Origin of the sequence: Enterobacter sp. 148H3 (assembly GCF_034107425.1) — a bacterium.
Classification (GTDB): Bacteria; Pseudomonadota; Gammaproteobacteria; order Enterobacterales; family Enterobacteriaceae; genus Enterobacter; species Enterobacter vonholyi.
In genome coordinates, this window is sequence record NZ_JAWNEI010000008.1 from 157,721 (window position 1) to 177,191 (window position 19,471).

A 19,471-nucleotide genomic window follows, 5' to 3' on the forward strand; every position below is an offset into this window, starting at 1 on the left:
GCGGGCACTATCATTAACGTTGCCTGGTTTGCGAAAAAGGTGTACTCAGCGCAAACACGGTGACAAAGAAAATTAAGGCCTCTGAACTCAATAGTATGACGTCCGTCATGCCGTAGAGTAATAAAAGAAGCAGGGTCGTCAGCAGCAGACCATTTTTGTTTTTTAGTGCGTAAGCGAACATCGATATATAGGCAAAGAGTAATATCGCTAGCCCGGGGATCCCTTGCAGTGAATATTTTTCAATAAACTCATTGTGCAGATGCACTTTGATAAACTCGAGTGCGGCCGCAAGATGTGGATGCCCATTTTTCACATATTGCTGTGTCCATACTTCGCGGTCTTCAACTGATTGCCCTAAAGGATGGGCAAGTCCGTTTTGAATACCCACACTCCACATAGAGAAACGTGCGCCGAGCGAGGTTGCATCATTACCTTTTTGGTAATTTTCAACTTCAATTTGTGTTTGTTGTATCTTTGGTAAAATTAATGGCTTGTAGCTAACGACAACAATGCCCGCCACAATGCATAAGAAAATCAACGTTGATTTAAGGTGTATTCTTCTGAAGTGGTAGAGCGTGAGTATAATCGCCAGGAGTAAATATAATCCCATTGCGGCACGCGTGCCCGTTAGAAGAATGACAAAGTAAGAGATTAAGATAATGAGTCCTGCGGCTACATACAGTTTTATATTTTTTTGTAGATAAAGGCTGTATACAAACGCCAGTGACAGTACAGAGTAAACATAGGCCGACACGGTTGCACGGTTTATGGCCATCTCGATACGCCCCATACCCTGTGATGCTTGCCATAAGCCATAGCCAGTAGCAAGAATAAACCCAGCACCAGAAGCGTATAAGAAATATTTCTGGAAGGATGCTTGATCAATGTAAGACTTAAACCGGTCAAGATAGAATATAAGGATACTCGCCAGAATCAATTTTTTACTTGCACCGAGATAGTCGCTATAAACGTTCAAACCCTCACTATGATACTCATACACCATATACCAGCTAAGATTAAGCAACCCGATTAATAAAATCGGCAATGCGATAGTAAAAGGGCGCACTGTGATCTTTTTATATTCGCAAGCTAAACCGATGATGCTGGCATAAATTGCAATATAGAAAAACTCGCGCTGCTTCCCTGAACTCAGCAGCGCCAGCGCAAGCGAAATAAGGCTCAAAATCAGCGTAAGCTGATAAAGCCGCAGTTTTACTTTTTCCATAATGCCTCAATGACCCTTTTTTTGTAGCTGAAACGTACATCTCTGGAGAAGAAAAAAGAGAAAGAATAAAGAGCGTTTACCCGCTGCTTAACCAGTTTGAGTTGCTGGTCAGTCAGATGCTGGCGGTGGTTACTGTAAATATCAAACCAGTGACAATTCACAAGGTGTCTAAATGATGGCGGAAATGTTTTTTCCATCTGTAGTGTGCATTCAACCAGCATAGCGATTTTACTGGCGTCGAGTCGACTCGACAAACTGTCGCTACGTTTAATGTAATAATAGTGCCCCTGACGCTGATAAACTATTTTACTCGATTGCATCAGCATGCCGGGAAATACGGCGAAATCTTCATAGCAGATCATCGAAGGAATCGGGTTGCTTGCATACAATTTTCGATGCATGAATTGCCCGATGAGATGTGCCTGAAAATCTTTGTGCTGCAGGAACCGCTTTATTGCTTCATGCTGTGACAACGCAACAGGAGAGAAACCCTGCCAGTCGGCGGTGATTTTCTTAGTGTCGCGAATTTCCAGCAGGCGCGTCAGTAACATATCAGGGCGTTCTTTTTTGAGAAACTCCACGGCGTCCCTGATGCTGCCTGGTTTCAATCGGTCATCGCTATCCAGCATAGTAATATATTCACCTGAGGCCAGCGAGAGGGCACTGTTTCGAACATGACCTACGTTACGGTATTCAACGTATCGCGATTGGACATTTGGAAACGCTGGCAGCCAGGCTTCAATAATATCCTGCGTTGAGTCATTGGAGCTGTCGTTAAAGATAATGATCTCTACATCGTTGCCCGCACCATCAATTGCGTTTTGCAGGCTTTCCAGGGTTGCGTGAAGCGTATCTTTAGCGTTATGCGCGGTAATAATGATGCTTAGAAAAGCCATAGTAATTATTTTCCCTGAGCATCAAAGGAGTATGCGGTTGCGTTAGTTGTTGATAACTCGCAAATAAAATGTTTGAGGTCACGTAGCGATTCTTCAGTTACAGCGAAGAGTTCTTCTCTGCTCTGTGAGAAGTAATACCGTGTTTCAAAAACGTATGAGCAAATGTTGTCATCATTTCCAATTAGCAACACGTTGCCCAGCGGACGCTGTTCATAGTGGCAACAAGGCCCGAACAATAGGATAACTGGCACTCCGACGGCATCGGCGATGTAAACATTCCCCGAGTCAGAGGCAATATAACAATCCATTTTAGAAATGGCCCACGGCAGCTCTTCAAGCGAGATTTTGCCAATCAGATTAATAAAGTTGGGCACTTCACCATAAGCGCGGGTGATATCGTCCATCCAAGATTGTTCATTTGGGGCGCCAAAAACATAAAATTCGCAAGGCAGGTCAGCGAGACGATCGGCAATTTGCTTCCAGATGACCGGCGGAACGGTTTTCGCTTTATTCCCGGCGGCTACGCTGATGCCAATGCGGATCACGCCGGGTTTATCAAGGATTGCCGGATAGGTTGCGGGTTTGAAAAGTGGCTTTGTGGCGTGCTTTGGCGAGTCTTGCCAGGTTAAGGTGCGATCGGCCAGTTTGAGATAATTCGTGACCGAAAGAGTCTTCTTACCATGTTCAACAATACCGTCTGCCGTGGCATAGAAAATACCGTGATACCATCTGCGCGTGTAGGTGCTTAAAAACTCTTTGTTTTTAGCATTACACACGGAGGCGAAAAAGAGATTTACGCTGTTAGGTTGCAGGAGATAGACATTGTCATAGCGATTCATGATCCGGCAGGCAAAGACCAGTTTTCGCCACAGGTTACGCTTATGCTGCTCGATGAAAAAAATTTCATCGATCGTCTCATCATGCTTCGCCAGCGCACCCACGCTACGACTGATGAGTACGTCGCTTTTTTGAAGGTATGCCAGAAGGGGCGTTGCATTAACAAAATCGCCGATTTTAGCTGTCTGAATGACCAGGTTTTTACCTGTCTCTTTGCGGAACAGCTTCCGGATAAGCTTCACCGGAAAAAGTAAAATCAGCAGAAATACGTAACTCATGCGTTAGATATCCCTGTTGGAAAGCCAACGGCTGCCCTGTAAAAATGAAAAAATAGCATCTGCGCTGATATCCTTCGTTTGCTGGGTCGGGCTGACCATCTGATGCTGGTTCTTACCGTAACCCCCGATCAATCCGGGATCGGTCGGACCAAAAATCGTAATATTCGGACGATCCAGCGCCGCGGTTAAATGGCTTAAACCGGTATCAACGGAAACAACAGCATTCGCCTCCGCCAGCTGTGCAGCAACCTGCGCCAGCGTGAGTTTCGGCAATACCTCGACGTGCGAAAATCCTGCAGCCAGACGCTCTGCACGCTGCCGCTCATGTTCAGCGCCCCAGGGCAGTTTAATATGGATGCCGGTAGGTTGCATTAGTTCAATCAGGCTTCGCCAGTGCGTTTCCGGCCAGTGTTTATCGTCGCGAGTTGTGGCATGCAGGAACACAAGATAAGGCTGAGCACAGGGATCTGTATTGCGCAAAAAGTGCTGTGCAATGGCGTAGTCGCCCTGGGTTTCCGGTTTGGCATAGCCCAGGCTTTTTGCAAACAGCTCGCGTGTACGTTCGACGGCATGCTGTTGCTTTGCGATGTAGTGGCGGCGGTTATAGAACAGGCTCGCCAGCGGTTCGCGGGCGGTGTGCCAGTCCATGCCGTGCTTTATGCCGCGTGCCAGACGCGTCACCAGCGCAGCGCTTTTCACCAGCCCCTGGGCGTCGATGATAGCGTCGTAATGTTGTGCCTGCACCGCCTCACGGAAGGCTTTGCGTTCGGCTTTAATTGGCGCGGAGAACCACGCTTTGCGCCAGCGGCGAATCGCCACCGGGATCACGCGGTCAACCGCTTCATGCCAGGTGGGGATCTGTGCGAAACCTTCTTCCACTACCCAGTCAAAACGAATGCCGGGAATGGCCCGCATGGCGTCCGTCAGTGACGGCAGCGTATGCAGAACATCGCCCATCGAAGAGGTTTTAACGATCAGTACCCGCATTCGTTATCCTTCTTCGCTCAGCAGCAGTTCGTTAAGTTCTTCGAGAACGCGCTCTGGGGTAATGTCGATCAGGCTCTGATGATAGCCTTCTGCGGCATCGCCTTTGCGCACTTTGTGGTAGCCGGTGATCAGGCGAATGACGCGCGCTTTATGAGAAAGCGGGGGCGTGAAGTCCGGGCTACTTGGGCCATACAGCGCCACAAGCGGGCGGTTGAGCGCGGCAGCGACGTGCATCAGGCCAGAATCGTTACTTACTACAGCCTTACAGGCGGCAATCAGAATAACCGCCTGTTCAAGCTGCGTTTCTCCCGCCAGGTTGCGGCACCAGGCCTGCTGTTCATTACTCAGCGTCGCGAGAATTTCGTTGCCTGCCTCGTGGTCCTTTGCCGAGCCGAACAGGACAATCTGGTAGCCTTCGTCAATCAGCTGTTTCGCCAGCTCCGCATAATGATAGTGCGGCCAGCGTTTTGCCGGGCCGAACTCGGCGCCAGGGCAAAAGCCAATCATCGGGCGTTCAGACGAAAGACCAAACGCGTTACAGGTCTGGGATTTTTCACCGTCGTTAACCTGAAGCTGTGGCCAGAGCAGCGGCTGCGGCAGGTCTTTCGCACTGCGCATCACGCCTTTGTCATAGGCCAAAGCCACGTAGCGTTCCACCATCAGCGGCCAGGCCTCTTTATCCAGCACCCGTGCATCGTTCAGCAGGCCGTAGCGCATTTCGCCGCGCCAGCCGGTACGGTGCGGTATCCCCGCAAAAAAGGGCACCAGGGCGGATTTAAAGGAGTTTGGCAGGACATACGCCCGATCGTAGCGCTTCTCGCGCAGGCTATGTCCGAGTTTGCGGCGTTCGCCGATTTCCAGCGCCCCGTGGCCAAGCGGCATCGGGATGGCTTCATTCACTTCCGGCATACGCGACAACAGAGGACGGCACCATGCAGGTGCCATCACGTCGATTATCGCCTGGGGATAGCGCGCCTTGAGCGTGCGATAGAGACTTTGCGACATCATCATGTCGCCCACCCATGACGGGCCGATCACCAGAATCTTCATACTTACGCGTCGCGGTTCAGCCAGGCCATATATTCCGTTACGCCTTCGGCAACGGTCTTGAACGGCTTGTCATAACCCGCTGCGCGCAGGTTAGTTAGATCGGCCTGCGTGAACGCCTGATAACGGCCTTTCAGCTTGTCAGGGAACGGAATGTACTCAATGCTGCCTTTTTTGTGATACGCCAGCGTGGCGTCAGCCACTGCCTGGAAGGACTCCGCGCGGCCGGTCCCCAGGTTGAAGATGCCGGATACGCCGTTTTCCCAGAACCACAGGTTCACTGCGGCAACGTCGCCTACGTAGACGAAATCACGCTTAAAGCCGTCACTGCCTTCGAACAGTTTCGGACTTTCACCGTTATTCAGCTGGGTGTTCAGGTGGAACGCTACGCTTGCCATACTGCCTTTGTGGCCTTCGCGCGGTCCGTAGACGTTGAAGTAACGGAAGCCGACGATCTGCGAGTTCGCTTCCGGCAGAACCTGACGCACGTACTCGTCGAACAGAAACTTAGAATAACCGTAGACGTTCAGCGGCTGTTCATACTCGCGGGACTCGATGAAGTCCGAGGTGCGGCCGCCGTAGGTTGCAGCAGAGGAGGCGTACAGGAACGGAATTTCACGCTCCAGGCAGTAGTGCAGGATCTCTTTGGAGTACTGATAGTTGTTGTCCATCATGTACTTTCCGTCCCACTCGGTGGTGGAAGAACATGCACCTTCGTGGAAGATGGCTTCGATCTCGCCGAACTCTTCGCCTGCCATAATCTGGATAAGGAAGTCTTCTTTATCCATGTAGTCAGCGATGTTCAGATCCACCAGGTTGACGAACTTGGTGCCGTCTTTCAGGTTGTCAACCACCAGGATGTCGGTGATGCCTTTGTCATTGAGGGCCTTAACAATATTGCTGCCGATAAAGCCCGCGCCGCCGGTAACGATGATCATAACTGTAACCTTTGAAGTGTGGAGCCCGGGGACAATCCCGGGCGCTAATGTCTCTATCATATCATTAGTATGGCTGCCCTTCAGCCATTCACCGACATAGCGCAGGGGTACGCGTGATTTATGCTGCAAAAACGACAAGAGATGACGTGTCATCTCGTCATGAACTATTGGTTTGGGTAATATGTCCCGAAATTTGCCGAGTCTGGAGAATTGCAATGCGTGGTGATTTTTACAAACAGTTAAACAGCGACCTCGACACCGCACGTGCGGAAGGGTTGTTCAAGGAAGAGCGTATTATCACGTCTGCCCAGCAGGCGGACATCACCGTTGCCGACGGCAGCCATGTGATCAACTTTTGTGCGAACAACTACTTAGGTCTCGCAAATCACCCTGAGCTGATTGCCGCTGCAAAAAACGGCATGGACACCCACGGTTTCGGCATGGCCTCCGTACGCTTTATCTGCGGCACGCAGGACAGCCACAAACAGCTTGAGCAAAAGCTGGCGAGCTTCCTCGGAATGGAAGACGCGATTCTTTACTCCTCCTGCTTTGACGCCAACGGCGGTCTGTTTGAGACCCTGCTCGGTGCAGAAGATGCGATTATCTCGGACGCCCTGAACCACGCTTCCATCATCGACGGCGTACGCCTGTGTAAAGCGAAGCGTTTCCGCTACGCCAACAACGATATGGTTGAGCTGGAAGCGCGCCTGAAAGAGGCTCGTGAAGCGGGTGCTCGCCACGTGCTGATCGCCACCGACGGCGTGTTCTCCATGGACGGCGTGATCGCCAACCTGAAGGGTGTGTGCGACCTGGCGGATAAATACGACGCGCTGGTGATGGTCGATGACTCTCACGCGGTCGGTTTTGTCGGCGAAAACGGCCGCGGTTCCCACGAATACTGTGACGTGATGGGCCGCGTGGACATCATCACCGGCACGCTGGGCAAAGCGCTCGGCGGCGCGTCCGGCGGCTATACCGCCGCGCGTAAAGAGGTGGTTGAGTGGCTGCGTCAGCGCTCCCGTCCGTATCTGTTCTCCAACTCCCTGGCGCCGGCGATTGTTGCCGCCTCCATTAAAGTGCTGGAGATGGTGGAGTCCGGCGCTGAGCTGCGCGACCGCCTGTGGTCCAACGCCCGTCTGTTCCGTGAAAAAATGAGCGCCGCAGGGTTTACCCTGGCCGGTGCCGACCATGCGATCATTCCGGTAATGCTCGGCGATGCGGTCGTCGCGCAGCAATTTGCCCGTGAACTGCAGAAAGAAGGGATTTACGTCACCGGGTTCTTCTTCCCGGTGGTGCCAAAAGGTCAGGCGCGTATCCGCACCCAGATGTCTGCGGCGCATACGCCTGAACAAATTGAACGTGCGGTAGAAGCCTTTACCCGCATTGGTAAACAGCTGGGCGTAATTGCCTGAGGACGTGTGATGAAAGCGTTATCCAAACTGAAAGCGGAAGAAGGGATTTGGATGACCGACGTGCCGGAGCCGGAAGTCGGTCATAACGATCTGCTGATCAAAATTCGTAAAACGGCCATCTGCGGTACTGACGTTCATATCTATAACTGGGACCAGTGGTCGCAGAAAACCATCCCGGTACCGATGGTTGTCGGTCACGAATATGTCGGCGAAGTGGTGGGTATCGGCCAGGAAGTAAAAGGCTTCAAAATTGGCGACCGCGTCTCCGGTGAAGGCCATATTACCTGCGGCCACTGCCGTAACTGCCGCGGCGGACGTACTCACCTGTGCCGTAATACCATCGGCGTGGGCGTGAACCGTCCGGGCTGCTTCGCGGAATATCTGGTGATCCCGGCCTTTAACGCGTTCAAAATCCCGGACAATATTTCTGACGATCTGGCCTCTATATTCGACCCGTTCGGCAATGCGGTGCACACGGCGCTCTCTTTCGACCTGGTTGGTGAAGACGTGCTGGTCTCCGGCGCGGGCCCAATTGGCATTATGGCGGCAGCCGTGGCGAAGCACGTGGGTGCGCGCAACGTTGTGATCACCGATGTGAACGAATACCGTCTGTCGCTGGCGCGCAAAATGGGCGTCACCCGTGCGGTGGATGTCTCGAAAGAGAGCCTGAGCGACGTGATGGAAGAGCTGGGCATGACCGAGGGCTTTGACGTGGGTCTGGAGATGTCCGGCGCGCCACCGGCGTTTCGCACCATGCTCGACACCATGAACCACGGCGGTCGTATTGCGATGCTGGGTATTCCGCCGTCGGATATGTCTATCGACTGGAACAAGGTCATCTTCAAGGGGCTGTTCATTAAGGGCATCTATGGCCGCGAAATGTTCGAGACCTGGTACAAGATGGCGGCGCTGATCCAGTCCGGTCTGGATCTGTCCCCGATTATCACGCACCGTTTCTCCATCGATGAGTTCCAGCAGGGCTTTGACGCGATGCGTTCCGGCCAGTCAGGGAAAGTGATCCTGAGCTGGGATAAGTAATCAAAAAGGGGCCTGAGGCCCCTTTTTTTATTGATTCTTTTTCTCTTCGTCCGTCAGGTAGCGCACCTTGCGGGTGTAGTCCTGACCTTTGAACAGCAGTTTGTTATCCGGTGATTCAAGATATTTTTGCCATTCTGAGAGAGGGAAACCGCCATGCGCGCCAATCACCTCTTTCGGAACTACGGCTTCCTGCCCGCCGATCTTCTTGGAGACCGGCCAGTTCATCCAGTCACCCAGGTTAACCGTTTTTAAATCCAGCATGTCCAGCAGCGCGGCGAGCGGCAGCTGATCGGTCGGCGGCTGCGTGTCGTCCATCAGTTCCCAGGTATCCTGGAACAGCGTCAGCCACAGCGGGCAGATACGGCGCCAGGTTTTTTTAGTTGCCGCAAGAAACGCGCCGTTAACGTGATCGACCAGATAAGGGCGCACCGTCTCCTTGTAATACGCCGGCACTTTCTCCGCAGGCGCACCGTCGAGCTTGGCAATCATTTTACCCTGACGGAAGCTGGAGTAGATGTGCATATCGGCCATGTTGATCTCTGGCATCTTCAGCAGATTGAGATCGGAATCGATCATCAATATCCCTTCACCGCGAGCCTGTAGCGGGGCGTTAAGCTTCACCAGACGGCTGAGGTAGATCTGCTTATAGCGGTAACTTTCCTCACGAACGGGAAGGTTAAGCGTCACTACGCGGGTTTTAGGCGGCAGTATCCCAAAGGCGGATTCGGGTTGATCGCTGACGATGACGATTTCGCTCACCCCGGTGGCATAACGTTCCGCGAAGGTGGCAGAGAGTAATGCTTCTTCGACGAAATCTGCGCCGGTACACGGAATCACAATAGAGTCCACCGCAGCAAGCGCGCCCGTCACGGGAAGAGAGCTGTAAGGAATGTTGTGTCGCCCGGTGATATGACGATAGCGAGCATTAAGAAATTTAAACATAGTTATCTCGTTTGGTCAGCGCGCGCCAAGCACGGCTTCGACACCGCTGACGTAGTTTTCAATGGCGTAGTTATGACAGACTTTCTGGTAAGCAGCTGCCGCCAGTCGAGCCCGCAGTTCCGCGTCTGCCCAGATATTGTCCAGATGTTGTGCAAGTTGTGAAACATCGCTCCAGGGGAAGAGCAGCCCTGTCGAATCATGGTCAATTAATTCCGCCGTGCCGGTTACCTGAGAGCCAATCACGGGGATATTGAGAAGCATCGCTTCCAGCACCACGCGCGGTAGCCCTTCGCTTTTTGAGGCGAGGATAAAGGCGTCAAACGTAGCGAGGTAATCAAACGGGGTGTTCTGAAAACCGGTGAAGATGACGTGATGTTCAATTCCCAGCGCTCGGGCCTGTTCCGCTAAAGCGCGGCGTTCGGCACCTTCGCCGACCAGCACCATTTTCCATTTCGCCTGCGGATGCTTCTCGCTGAACTGTGCCAGCGCCTCCAGCGTGTGGTGGTTGGCTTTGCGAGGGATTAAGGATCCAATACTGCCGAACACAAACGTGTCGTCATCAATATTCAGGCGCTGGCGCATCGCACTTCGGTCAGGCAAAGGCTGGTGGATGTCGATGGCATTATTGACCGTCGTACACAGTTCGGGCCGGACGCCATGCTGAAGTAACACGCGTTCAACGCCGTGCGAGACGGCGATGATTTTTGTTGCATGGGCATTAACCAGCTTTACCAGAGGTGGGGTCAAAACAGGTTCAATGCGGCAGTGTTGGATCACCCGCGCCTGCAGGTTCGCCGCCGCCAGATAGCCTTCTTCATTTGAGCCCGGTTGGTTATTCATATAGAGCGTATCGAAACCGCCCTGCGAGAAAAGAGCTTCGATCTGGCTGACGTTAGGCCTGATGCGCCACATAATATCCACGTGACGCGTTAATGCCTTGCGGGCGCTGCGTGAGAAAAACAGCAGGCTACGCCCAGCTTCCTTCAACAATTTGGCCCAGACCGGCTGCGGACGTTGAGGGATCACGATGAGCGGGATCCCGATGCCGTTGAGCACCTGGCCAATCGTCTCACCTTCGGCACGACTATAATCACTGTAAAAACAACAGGTAATATCGAATTTATCGCGATTGATTCGCTTCAGGAGCTCAAGCATACTGTTGGTGCCTCCCCCCCATTCTTTACCCGTATCCAGGAGGAGAATTTTACTTTTGTGCGGCATGTCTGAATCCGTGTGCTACCCTTCATCTGACAGCATTATAAAGAATCTGTTGAAATAAAATAGATTTTTCTATTTTATTGCGATTCAGGATTAGAGAAAATTTCAAGCGCGTTTATTTTAAAAGTGTGATTCAGGACTTTAACCATCTCTACTCATTTATATAGTATTAATAATATTAATTTAGGCTGCTATTGAGAGTGGGAAAATGTTTAAAATAACGGTCTGCTTATTAACGTTTAATTCTGAGAGATTGTTGCATGATGTTATTCCGCCTCTTTTAAAAATAGCGGATGAAGTCGTCGTGGTTGATTCAGGGAGTACGGACAAAACACGATATATTTGTGAAAGCTTTGGACTGCTCCCGGTCTATAAAAAATTTGGCTGGCATGGCGAGCAGATGAACCATGCCATATCCTTAGCCAGCAATGACTGGGTCCTGTGCATCGATAGCGACGAAATTCTTGACCAGGAAACGGTTAATGCCATTTTAAGGTTAAAAGCAGGTGATGAGCCTGAGCCCGGAACGGCATGGCGAATATGCCGCCACTGGTTTGTTCTGGGTGAAGAAGTCCGGACGATTTATCCTGTTTCATCCCCTGATTATCCTGTGCGTCTTTTTAACCGTAAACAGTCCCGGTTTAATAACCGACCGGTAGACGATCAGGTCGAAGGTTTTCTCCGTTGTGAACGTATTCAGGGTTATGTAAAACATGATACGTTTCCCACGTTGCACGAGCTTTTTAATAAATTAAATTGTTATACAACCCGCCTGGTTCAACATCAAAAAATACGGCCCTCTGTTGGGCGCGGCGTAATCAGCGCCATCGGTGCTTTTTTCAAATGGTATCTTTTTAGCGGCGCCTGGCGTCAGGGCAAAGTGGGGGTGGCAACGGGACTGTATGCCACAGCCTATAGTTTTTTGAAGTATTTCAAATCCTGGTATCAGCATCAGGAAAAAAAAGAGTCCGTTGCTAACGAGCAGACGGACTCACAGATTGCGAAATAGGCGTCAGGCTTTCTTGCCCCATCCCTGCCACTGCTGCTGGACGTATTTCACCAGCGTACTGTTACTGATGCTGTCTCCGATGACGGAGAAGAAGCGGGTCGCATAGACCGGTTCAAGCGGCTGCTTCGGTACACAGCGCTTCACGCCGCGGAACGGATTACGCGGCGCTGTCGGGACGGGCTGCGCAGAATTCGGTGTAGAGGTATCCACCTGCGGCTCGTTCAGTAGATCGCTCGGACGTACCAGCGTGATATCGGAAGGTAAGGTCGGCAGCATCTGCTGCAGGACGCGAACGGTAGACGGGTGCGGGTGACCGATGGCGATGGCTGATCCATTGCGGCGGGCCAGCTGTACCGCGCGATTGAACTGCATGCGAATATCGGCTTCGTTCTGGGTATCATCCAGGAACACCTTGCGCTTAATCACCTTTACGCCCGTTCCCTGAGCGGCACGCATCGCCTGGCTGTTGCCGATGGTCATGCTGTCGAGGAAGTAGAGGTTGTAACGCTCCAGCGCCTGCATCACTTTGAGCATACCGTACAGGCTTGACGTCATCGCGCTGCCCATATGGTTGTTCAGCCCTACGGCATACGGCACTTTGTTGTAGGCGTCACGGATGATGCGCTCGATTTCCTCGCTGCTCATGTCCGGGCGCAGGGTATCTTTTTCCAGCGGCTGCTTGCTGAGAGGTGCCATTGGCAGGTGGATCAGCACCTGATGGTCGCTGCTGTGTGCTTTGGTCGCCATCTCACGCGCGTGGGGAGCATTCGGAAGGACGGCGACAGAGATGGCCGACGGCATCGCCAGCACCTGATTTTCATAGTGCGGACGATAACCGAAGTCATCAATCACGATAGCGAGTTTACCTGCGTATACCGGTGCAGCCAGCGCCAGCGCGCTGACGACGGAGAAAACCATTCGACGAAATTGAAGCAAAACTTATCTTCCCAACCACGGCTGTGGATTGACCGCCTGACCCTGGCGACGAATTTCGAAATAGAGTGACGGGCGGCCCTGACCGCCACTGCTGCCCACAAGGGCGATGGGTTGGCCGGCGCGCACCTGCGTGCCGACGCTGACCAGCGCGCTCTGGTTGTAGCCGTAAAGGCTCATATCACCTTTACCGTGTTCGACCACCACCACCAGTCCGTAACCCTGCAGCCAGTCGGCCAGAATCACGCGGCCATCGGCGATGGCTTTCACTTCGCTACCTTCAGACGCACCGATAACGATCCCTTTCCAACGTAGCTCACCCTGCAGCTGTTCGCCATAGCGATGCAGAATTGAACCACGAACGGGCCAGAAAGCCTGGCCGCGAGGAGAACCCAAACCGCCGGTACGCGACATCAGGGAACGTTCGCTCTCGCTTGGCTTGTAGGTGGTGCCTTTGCGGGACGCTTCCTGCTGCTTGTCGCGAACGGCCTGCGCCTCGCGCGCTTCTTTTTCGGCACGCGCTTTCGCCGCGGCTTCCGCACGGGCGATGCTGTTACGCAGTTTTGATTCGTTGGCGCGCATTTCGCTGAGCTGGCTCTGTCCTTCCTGAATAGAGGATTCAAGGCCGGAAAGGGTTTTCTTACGCTCGTTGCGCGCCTGCTCGAGCTTCGCCTGCTGGGCCTGCTGATCGTAGAGCAGCGTCTGCTGCTGGCTCTGCTTCTCTTCCAGCTCGGCTTTTTGCGTGGTGACCTCTTCGCGCGTCTGCTTCAGTTGCGCGATAGTCTCCTGACGCGCCTGGTTGAGATAGCCAAAGTAGGCCTGCAGGCGCTGGCCGCGCTGGCTCTCTTCGCCGCTGAGGATCAGCTGGAGTCCGGTATGTTCACCCTGGCGGAATGCGGCATCAAGCTGTGCGGCAAGATTGCGCTCCTGCGCATCGCGCTGGCGTTCCAGTTTGGCAATCGACGCGTTCATCTCGTCTATCTGCTTGTTCAACAGGGCGAGGGTGTTTTGCGTTTCACGGAGTTTACGCGCGGCGGCGGAGATCGCCTCTTCCTGTTGCTTTAGCTGGGCAAGAAGTGCGGATCGCTGCTGTTGCTGTTGGCGTACCGCACGCTCTTTGGCGGCGATATCGGCCTGAATGGATTTCAGCTGGTCGCGGTCATCCGCGTGGGCGGATGCGGCGCACAGCAATACGCCAGCGCTGAGTGCGCTGGCGTAAAACAGAGGTCTGACTGATAACCTAAGCGGCTTCACGACCCATGTGATTGAAAAAATCGCCTTTCCCCTCATGGGGAGCGATTATTCCACGATGAACAGCGGCTTACCAGTCATCTCTTCAGGGATCGGCATCCCCATCAGCGACAGCATGGTTGGCGCGATGTCAGAAAGCTTGCCACCTTCCACTGCTTTCAGTGATTTATCACCCACATAAATCAGCGGAACGGGCAGGTTGGTGTGGGCGGTATGCGCCTGGCCAGTCGCCGGGTCGCGCATCTGTTCAGCGTTACCGTGATCTGCGGTGATCAGCAGCTGGCCGCCAACGGATTCAACAGCTTTCGCAACCTGATCAACGCAGTGATCCAGTGCTTCAACCGCTTTCACTGCCGCTTCCATCACCCCGGTATGACCCACCATGTCGCCGTTCGGGTAGTTACAAATGATGGTGTCGTATTTACCGCTCTCGATGGCTGCAACCAGTTTTTCCGTCAATTCTGCAGAGCTCATTTCTGGCTGCAGATCGTAGGTGGCGACTTTCGGTGAGTTGACCAGAATGCGGTCTTCGCCTTTGAACGGTTCTTCAACGCCGCCGTTAAAGAAGAAGGTCACGTGTGCGTATTTTTCAGTTTCGGAAATACGCAGCTGCGTTTTATCGTTCTTCGCCATCCACTCACCGAAGGTATTGGCCAGCGAGGCTGGTGGATACGCGCATGGGGCTTTGATGTCTGCCGCGTATTCGGTCAGCTGGATGAAGTCGATGTTTACCACTTTCTTGCGGGCAAAACCGTCGAAGTCGCTGTTGACGAAAGCACGGGTGATTTCGCGCGCGCGGTCAGCACGGAAGTTCATGAAGATCAGCGCGTCGCCATCTTCCATGGCGGCGTCGGCCTGACCTTCAGCGCGAATGACGGACGCTTTGACGAATTCGTCGTTTTCATCACGAGCATAAGCTGCTTCCAGCGCTTCAACGGCGGTCGCGAACTGGAATTCCCCTTTTGCCAGGGTCAACAGGTCATAGGCCTGTTCAACGCGATCCCAGCGGTTGTCGCGGTCCATGGCGTAGTAACGGCCAATAATGGATGCTACGCGGCCTTTACCCAGCGCGGCGAATTTGTCTTCGAAGGCTTGCAGAGAGCCTTTTGCGCTGCGTGGTGGCGTATCGCGACCGTCCAGGAAGGCGTGCAGATAGATTTTTTCTGCACCGCGTTCAGCGGCCAGTTCAACCATCGCCATGATGTGATCTTCGTGGCTGTGCACGCCGCCAGCAGAGAGCAGGCCCATAATGTGTACAGCCTTGCCAGCGGCAACGGCTTTATCGACCGCGCCAGACAGCGTTGGGTTGGAGAAGAAGGTGCGTTCTTTGATTTCAACGTCCAGACGCGTCAGGTCCTGATACACAATACGCCCGGCGCCCAGGTTTACGTGACCGACTTCGGAGTTGCCCATCTGGCGGTCCGGCAGGCCCACTTCCAGGCCAGACGCGTCAATCAGCGTATGTGGACGTTTTGCCCACAGGGCATCCATGACCGGGGTTTTGGCGTTGAAAATAGCGTTATCCTGGCTATCTTCACGGTAGCCATAACCATCCAGAATCACCAGTACCATAGGTTTTTTAGAAACCGACATTGCGACAACCTCATGCTCAAGAGTCAAAATTTGCGTAATTTTACTACAGCTGAATCGATCAAATAGCCGCAGAAGATCAAAGAAAGCGCAGTGGCAAGGTGCCCTCCAGACCATTTTGAGGCATTTTTTTAGGTGGCATGCCGCAGAAAATGGATTAGGTTATGGTCGCTGGCTGTATTTGCCAGAACGCACAGGTATACTCCTGTCCTGGTTTTTTTATCAATTAGTCGGGAGTAGTTACCCTCCATGCAAGAAATTATGCAATTCGTTAGCCGCCATCCGGTTCTGAGCATCGCGTGGATTGGCCTGCTGGCTGCTGTGCTGTTCACCACATTTAAGAGCCTGACGTCTAAGATTAAGGTTATCACCCGTGGTGAAGCGACGCGTCTGATTAACAAAGAAGATGCCGTCGTTGTCGATCTGCGTCAGCGTGACGATTTCCGTAAAGGTCACATTGCGGGCGCAATCAACCTGTTGCCAGCTGAAATCAAAGCGAACAACGTCGGTGAGCTTGAAAAACACAAAGCCCAGCCGATTATCGTTGTCGATGCGACCGGCATGCAGGCACAAGAATCTGCCAGCGCGCTTCATAAAGCAGGCTTCGAAAACGTAACTGTGCTGAAAGAAGGTATTTCCGGCTGGAGCGGGGAAAATCTTCCTTTGGTGCGCGGTAAATAAGGAGTTCAGTCATGGCCAATATTGAGATCTATACCAAAGCGACGTGTCCGTTCTGCCATCGTGCGAAAGCGCTGCTGAACAGCAAGGGCGTCACGTTCCAGGAACTGCCGATCGACGGTGACGCGATTAAACGCGAAGAGATGATCAAACGTAGTGGTCGCACGACGGTTCCGCAGATTTTTATTGATGCGCAGCACATTGGCGGCTGTGATGACTTGTATGCGCTCGACGCCCGTGGTGGACTCGATCCGCTGCTGAGCTAAGAGACTTTAGGACAATTAAAAAGGGTATTTCCATGTCAGAACAAAACAACACCGAAATGACTTTCCAGATCCAGCGTATCTACACCAAGGACGTCTCTTTCGAAGCGCCAAATGCGCCACACGTTTTCCAGAAAGATTGGCAGCCAGAGGTTAAACTTGATCTGGATACCGCATCTACCCAACTGGCAGATGACGTGTATGAAGTCGTGCTGCGTGTGACCGTTACCGCATCCCTGGGCGAAGAAACTGCATTCCTGTGTGAAGTACAGCAGGGCGGCATCTTCTCTATCGGCGGTATCGAAGGCAACCAGATGGCACATTGCCTGGGTGCGTACTGCCCGAACATTCTGTTCCCGTATGCGCGTGAATGCATCACCAGCCTGGTTTCTCGCGGTACATTCCCGCAACTGAACCTTGCGCCAGTTAACTTTGATGCGCTGTTCATGAACTATCTGCAGCAGCAGGCTGGCGAAGGTGCTGAACAACATCAGGATGCCTGATGAGCACTGTTAATGCGTCAATGACTGTGATCGGTGCCGGCTCATACGGCACCGCTCTTGCCATCACGCTGGCAAGAAATGGTCACGATGTGGTCCTCTGGGGCCACGACCCAAAACATATCGCAACGCTGCAGCGCGACCGCTGTAACGTGGCGTTTCTCCCGGACGTTCCGTTCCCTGACTCCCTGCACCTTGAAAGCGACCTTGCGACCGCGCTGGCGGCCAGCCGCAACATTCTGATTGTGGTTCCGAGCCATGTCTTTGGCGACGTGCTGCGTCAGATTAAGCCGCTGATGCGCCCGGATGCGCGCATTGTCTGGGCGACAAAAGGACTGGAAGCCGAAACCGGGCGCCTGCTGCAGGACGTTGCCCGTGAAGCGCTGGGTGATGAGATCCCGCTGGCGGTCATCTCCGGCCCGACCTTTGCCAAAGAGCTGGCCGCTGGCCTGCCGACGGCGATTTCGCTGGCCTCAACCGATCGGGCCTTCTCCGACGATCTTCAACAGCTGCTGCACTGCGGCAAGAGCTTCCGCGTCTACAGCAACCCCGATTTTATCGGTGTGCAGTTGGGCGGAGCGGTGAAGAACGTGATTGCGATTGGTGCCGGGATGTCCGACGGCATTGGTTTTGGTGCCAACGCGCGTACGGCGCTGATCACCCGGGGTCTGACCGAGATGTCCCGTTTGGGCGAAGCGCTGGGTGCCGATCCGGCCACGTTTATGGGAATGGCTGGCCTGGGCGACCTGGTGCTGACCTGTACCGACAACCAGTCTCGTAACCGCCGTTTTGGCATGATGCTCGGACAGGGCAGCGATGTGAAAGACGCGCAGGAGAAGATTGGTCAGGTGGTGGAAGGCTACCGCAATACCAAAGAAGTCCGCGAGTTGGCGCACCGTTTTGGTGTCGAAATGCCAATAACCGAGGAAATTTATCAGGTATTGTATTGCGGAAAAAATGCGCGCGAGGCAGCATTGACCTTATTAGGTCGTGCGCGCAAGGACGAGCGCAGCAGTAACTAGTCGGAACCGTTGTCACCTGAATGACCCAGCCAGTGCAGAACTGGCTGGTCATTAACTATCGTCTGGAGTAAGCAATGCCGTGTGAAGAACTGGATATCGTCTGGAACAACATTAAAGCCGAAGCCCGGGCGCTGGCCGACTGTGAGCCTATGCTGGCCAGTTTCTACCACGCAACGCTACTCAAGCACGAAAACCTCGGCAGCGCGCTGAGCTATATGCTCGCCAACAAGCTGGCTTCCTCGATCATGCCCGCGATTGCCATTCGTGAGGTGGTGGAAGAGGCGTACGCAGCAGACCCGGAAATGATTGCGTCTGCCGCCTGTGATATCCAGGCCGTGCGCACCCGTGACCCGGCGGTCGATAAATATTCTACGCCGCTGCTTTACCTGAAAGGCTTCCACGCCCTGCAGGCTTATCGAATCGGCCACTGGCTGTGGAATGAAGGCCGCCGCGCGCTGGCGATCTTCCTGCAAAACCAGGTTTCCGTGACGTTTCAGGTTGATATTCACCCGGCGGCTAAGATTGGCCGCGGGATCATGCTCGACCACGCCACCGGGATCGTTGTCGGGGAAACGGCAGTGATTGAAGACGACGTCTCGATCCTGCAGTCGGTTACCCTGGGCGGTACCGGCAAAACCAGCGGCGATCGCCATCCGAAAATTCGTGAAGGGGTGATGATAGGCGCGGGTGCCAAAATCCTCGGCAATATCGAAGTCGGACGCGGCGCGAAGATCGGCGCAGGCTCCGTGGTGCTCCAGCCGGTTCCGCCGCACACCACCGCCGCTGGCGTACCGGCGCGCATCGTCGGTAAGCCAGACAGCGATAAGCCGTCCATGGACATGGATCAGCACTTCAACGGCATTCACCATACCTTCGAGTATGGCGACGGCATTTAACTTCTGAGAATGGCGCCCGGATATCCCAGCTGGCGCCATGCTTCATACACCACCACCGACACCGCGTTCGACAGGTTCATGCTGCGGCTGTCCGGCATCATCGGAATACGGATTTTCTGCTCAGCGGGCAGGGCATCCAGAATCGTGGCCGGCAGGCCGCGGGTTTCCGGGCCAAACATCAGATAGTCACCTGCCTGATAGCTCACGGCGCTGTGCGCCGGCGTGCCTTTGGTGGTCAGGGCGAACATGCGCTGCGGCTGCTCGGCTTCCAGAAACGCGGCGTAATCGTGGTGGCGAATAACGGCGGTAAATTCATGGTAATCCAGCCCTGCGCGACGCAGGCGTTTGTCGTCCCAAGTAAAGCCCATCGGCTCAATAATGTGCAGACGAAAACCGGTGTTGGCACACAGGCGGATAATATTGCCGGTATTCGGCGGAATTTCTGGTTCGAATAAAACGATGTTAAGCATGCTGCCCCCTTAATTGCGGGGGCAGGATAGCAGAAAAGAGA

The 19,471-nt window shown here is 53.6% G+C and carries 20 protein-coding genes; 8 read left to right on the forward strand and 12 right to left on the reverse strand.

Annotated features, from left to right (window positions below; all coding sequences use genetic code 11):
• Positions 1-13: 13 nt before the first annotated feature.
• Genes USH94_RS13655 through rfaD form a run of 6 tightly spaced genes read right to left on the reverse strand, consistent with a single transcriptional unit; the run spans position 14 to position 6,208 of the window.
• Positions 14-1,225, reverse strand: coding sequence for an O-antigen ligase family protein (locus tag USH94_RS13655; protein ID WP_111964304.1), 1,212 nt, complete (start codon positions 1,223-1,225; stop codon positions 14-16).
• Positions 1,213-2,121: a glycosyltransferase family 2 protein gene (locus USH94_RS13660; RefSeq protein ID WP_111964305.1), complete on the reverse strand. Its 909-nt coding sequence runs from the start codon at positions 2,119-2,121 to the stop codon at positions 1,213-1,215. Before USH94_RS13660 ends, USH94_RS13655 begins: the two co-directional genes overlap by 13 nt.
• A 5-nt stretch (positions 2,122-2,126) precedes the next feature.
• Positions 2,127-3,236: a glycosyltransferase family 9 protein gene (locus USH94_RS13665; protein ID WP_111964306.1), complete on the reverse strand. Its 1,110-nt coding sequence runs from the start codon at positions 3,234-3,236 to the stop codon at positions 2,127-2,129.
• Between the two features lie 3 nt (positions 3,237-3,239).
• Complete coding sequence (gene rfaC / locus USH94_RS13670) at positions 3,240-4,223, reverse strand: lipopolysaccharide heptosyltransferase RfaC (RefSeq protein ID WP_111964307.1); 984 nt, start codon at positions 4,221-4,223, stop codon at positions 3,240-3,242.
• 3 nt (positions 4,224-4,226) lie between these two features.
• Complete coding sequence (rfaF, locus tag USH94_RS13675) at positions 4,227-5,273, reverse strand: ADP-heptose--LPS heptosyltransferase RfaF (RefSeq protein ID WP_032661897.1); 1,047 nt, start codon at positions 5,271-5,273, stop codon at positions 4,227-4,229.
• A gap of 2 nt (positions 5,274-5,275) precedes the next feature.
• A complete protein-coding gene (gene rfaD / locus USH94_RS13680; RefSeq protein WP_008502707.1) occupies positions 5,276-6,208 on the reverse strand; it encodes an ADP-glyceromanno-heptose 6-epimerase in 933 nt (310 codons plus the stop codon).
• A 215-nt stretch (positions 6,209-6,423) separates the two neighbouring features.
• Between rfaD and kbl the strand changes: the two genes are divergently transcribed.
• Together kbl and tdh are read left to right on the forward strand one after the other, a co-directional pair.
• On the forward strand, positions 6,424-7,620 hold the full coding sequence (gene kbl, locus USH94_RS13685; RefSeq protein ID WP_024906617.1) for a glycine C-acetyltransferase: 1,197 nt from the start codon (positions 6,424-6,426) through the stop codon (positions 7,618-7,620).
• A gap of 9 nt (positions 7,621-7,629) precedes the next feature.
• Positions 7,630-8,658, forward strand: a complete 1,029-nt coding sequence (gene tdh, locus USH94_RS13690) for an L-threonine 3-dehydrogenase (protein WP_111964308.1) — start codon at positions 7,630-7,632, stop codon at positions 8,656-8,658.
• 27 nt (positions 8,659-8,685) lie between these two features.
• Here the strand turns inward: tdh and USH94_RS13695 are convergent, their stop codons facing one another.
• A complete protein-coding gene (locus USH94_RS13695; protein WP_111964309.1) occupies positions 8,686-9,600 on the reverse strand; it encodes a hypothetical protein in 915 nt (304 codons plus the stop codon).
• A 15-nt stretch (positions 9,601-9,615) separates the two neighbouring features.
• Positions 9,616-10,821: a glycosyltransferase gene (locus USH94_RS13700; protein WP_111964310.1), complete on the reverse strand. Its 1,206-nt coding sequence runs from the start codon at positions 10,819-10,821 to the stop codon at positions 9,616-9,618.
• Between the two features lie 205 nt (positions 10,822-11,026).
• Here USH94_RS13700 and USH94_RS13705 point away from each other — a divergent pair, with 205 nt between their 5' ends.
• Positions 11,027-11,827, forward strand: a complete 801-nt coding sequence (locus tag USH94_RS13705) for a glycosyltransferase family 2 protein (protein ID WP_111964311.1) — start codon at positions 11,027-11,029, stop codon at positions 11,825-11,827.
• Positions 11,828-11,830: 3 nt separating this feature from the next.
• On the opposite strand, the gene USH94_RS13710 is transcribed toward USH94_RS13705, so the two are convergent.
• Genes USH94_RS13710 through gpmM form a run of 3 tightly spaced genes read right to left on the reverse strand, consistent with a single transcriptional unit; the run spans position 11,831 to position 15,604 of the window.
• Positions 11,831-12,763 carry a divergent polysaccharide deacetylase family protein gene (locus USH94_RS13710; protein ID WP_111964312.1) on the reverse strand — a complete coding sequence of 311 codons (933 nt, stop codon included), beginning with the start codon at positions 12,761-12,763 and terminating at the stop codon, positions 11,831-11,833.
• A 3-nt stretch (positions 12,764-12,766) separates the two neighbouring features.
• On the reverse strand, positions 12,767-14,026 hold the full coding sequence (gene envC, locus USH94_RS13715) for a murein hydrolase activator EnvC (protein WP_240168105.1): 1,260 nt from the start codon (positions 14,024-14,026) through the stop codon (positions 12,767-12,769).
• A 33-nt stretch (positions 14,027-14,059) separates the two neighbouring features.
• Complete coding sequence (gene gpmM, locus USH94_RS13720) at positions 14,060-15,604, reverse strand: 2,3-bisphosphoglycerate-independent phosphoglycerate mutase (RefSeq protein ID WP_111964314.1); 1,545 nt, start codon at positions 15,602-15,604, stop codon at positions 14,060-14,062.
• Between the two features lie 246 nt (positions 15,605-15,850).
• On the opposite strand from gpmM, the gene USH94_RS13725 reads away from it, so the two are divergent.
• The 5 genes from USH94_RS13725 (at position 15,851) to cysE (ending at position 18,960) form a co-directional block, all read left to right on the forward strand.
• Positions 15,851-16,282 carry a rhodanese-like domain-containing protein gene (locus USH94_RS13725; RefSeq protein ID WP_023309913.1) on the forward strand — a complete coding sequence of 144 codons (432 nt, stop codon included), beginning with the start codon at positions 15,851-15,853 and terminating at the stop codon, positions 16,280-16,282.
• 11 nt (positions 16,283-16,293) lie between these two features.
• Positions 16,294-16,545: a glutaredoxin 3 gene (grxC, locus tag USH94_RS13730; protein WP_023309914.1), complete on the forward strand. Its 252-nt coding sequence runs from the start codon at positions 16,294-16,296 to the stop codon at positions 16,543-16,545.
• A gap of 32 nt (positions 16,546-16,577) precedes the next feature.
• The gene (gene secB, locus USH94_RS13735; protein WP_003860835.1) at positions 16,578-17,045 is read left to right on the forward strand and encodes a protein-export chaperone SecB; all 468 of its coding nucleotides are present in this window, start codon (positions 16,578-16,580) and stop codon (positions 17,043-17,045) included.
• Entirely contained in the window at positions 17,045-18,064 is a 1,020-nt protein-coding gene (gene gpsA, locus USH94_RS13740; protein ID WP_111964315.1) for an NAD(P)H-dependent glycerol-3-phosphate dehydrogenase, read from the forward strand. Before secB ends, gpsA begins: the two co-directional genes overlap by 1 nt.
• A 74-nt stretch (positions 18,065-18,138) precedes the next feature.
• Positions 18,139-18,960 carry a serine O-acetyltransferase gene (cysE, locus tag USH94_RS13745; RefSeq protein ID WP_008502718.1) on the forward strand — a complete coding sequence of 274 codons (822 nt, stop codon included), beginning with the start codon at positions 18,139-18,141 and terminating at the stop codon, positions 18,958-18,960.
• Here the strand turns inward: cysE and trmL are convergent.
• Complete coding sequence (gene trmL, locus USH94_RS13750; RefSeq protein WP_021242431.1) at positions 18,957-19,430, reverse strand: tRNA (uridine(34)/cytosine(34)/5-carboxymethylaminomethyluridine(34)-2'-O)-methyltransferase TrmL; 474 nt, start codon at positions 19,428-19,430, stop codon at positions 18,957-18,959. The genes cysE and trmL overlap by 4 nt on opposite strands.
• Positions 19,431-19,471: the final 41 nt, after the last annotated feature.

Bases quoted from the DNA above. Each gene is read 5' to 3' on its own strand.
- trmL (WP_021242431.1), bottom strand. From the start codon at position 19,430: ATGCTTAACATCGTTTTATTCGAACCAGAAATTCCGCCGAATACCGGC.
- gpsA (WP_111964315.1), top strand. From the start codon at position 17,045: ATGAGCACTGTTAATGCGTCAATGACTGTGATCGGTGCCGGCTCATAC.
- grxC (WP_023309914.1), top strand. From the start codon at position 16,294: ATGGCCAATATTGAGATCTATACCAAAGCGACGTGTCCGTTCTGCCAT.
- rfaD (WP_008502707.1), bottom strand. From the start codon at position 6,208: ATGATCATCGTTACCGGCGGCGCGGGCTTTATCGGCAGCAATATTGTT.
- gpmM (WP_111964314.1), bottom strand. From the start codon at position 15,604: ATGTCGGTTTCTAAAAAACCTATGGTACTGGTGATTCTGGATGGTTAT.
- kbl (WP_024906617.1), top strand. From the start codon at position 6,424: ATGCGTGGTGATTTTTACAAACAGTTAAACAGCGACCTCGACACCGCA.
- USH94_RS13695 (WP_111964309.1), bottom strand. From the start codon at position 9,600: ATGTTTAAATTTCTTAATGCTCGCTATCGTCATATCACCGGGCGACAC.
- USH94_RS13660 (WP_111964305.1), bottom strand. From the start codon at position 2,121: ATGGCTTTTCTAAGCATCATTATTACCGCGCATAACGCTAAAGATACG.
- USH94_RS13665 (WP_111964306.1), bottom strand. From the start codon at position 3,236: ATGAGTTACGTATTTCTGCTGATTTTACTTTTTCCGGTGAAGCTTATC.
- secB (WP_003860835.1), top strand. From the start codon at position 16,578: ATGTCAGAACAAAACAACACCGAAATGACTTTCCAGATCCAGCGTATC.
- USH94_RS13655 (WP_111964304.1), bottom strand. From the start codon at position 1,225: ATGGAAAAAGTAAAACTGCGGCTTTATCAGCTTACGCTGATTTTGAGC.
- cysE (WP_008502718.1), top strand. From the start codon at position 18,139: ATGCCGTGTGAAGAACTGGATATCGTCTGGAACAACATTAAAGCCGAA.
- rfaF (WP_032661897.1), bottom strand. From the start codon at position 5,273: ATGAAGATTCTGGTGATCGGCCCGTCATGGGTGGGCGACATGATGATG.
- USH94_RS13700 (WP_111964310.1), bottom strand. From the start codon at position 10,821: ATGCCGCACAAAAGTAAAATTCTCCTCCTGGATACGGGTAAAGAATGG.
- tdh (WP_111964308.1), top strand. From the start codon at position 7,630: ATGAAAGCGTTATCCAAACTGAAAGCGGAAGAAGGGATTTGGATGACC.
- USH94_RS13725 (WP_023309913.1), top strand. From the start codon at position 15,851: ATGCAAGAAATTATGCAATTCGTTAGCCGCCATCCGGTTCTGAGCATC.
- USH94_RS13705 (WP_111964311.1), top strand. From the start codon at position 11,027: ATGTTTAAAATAACGGTCTGCTTATTAACGTTTAATTCTGAGAGATTG.
- rfaC (WP_111964307.1), bottom strand. From the start codon at position 4,223: ATGCGGGTACTGATCGTTAAAACCTCTTCGATGGGCGATGTTCTGCAT.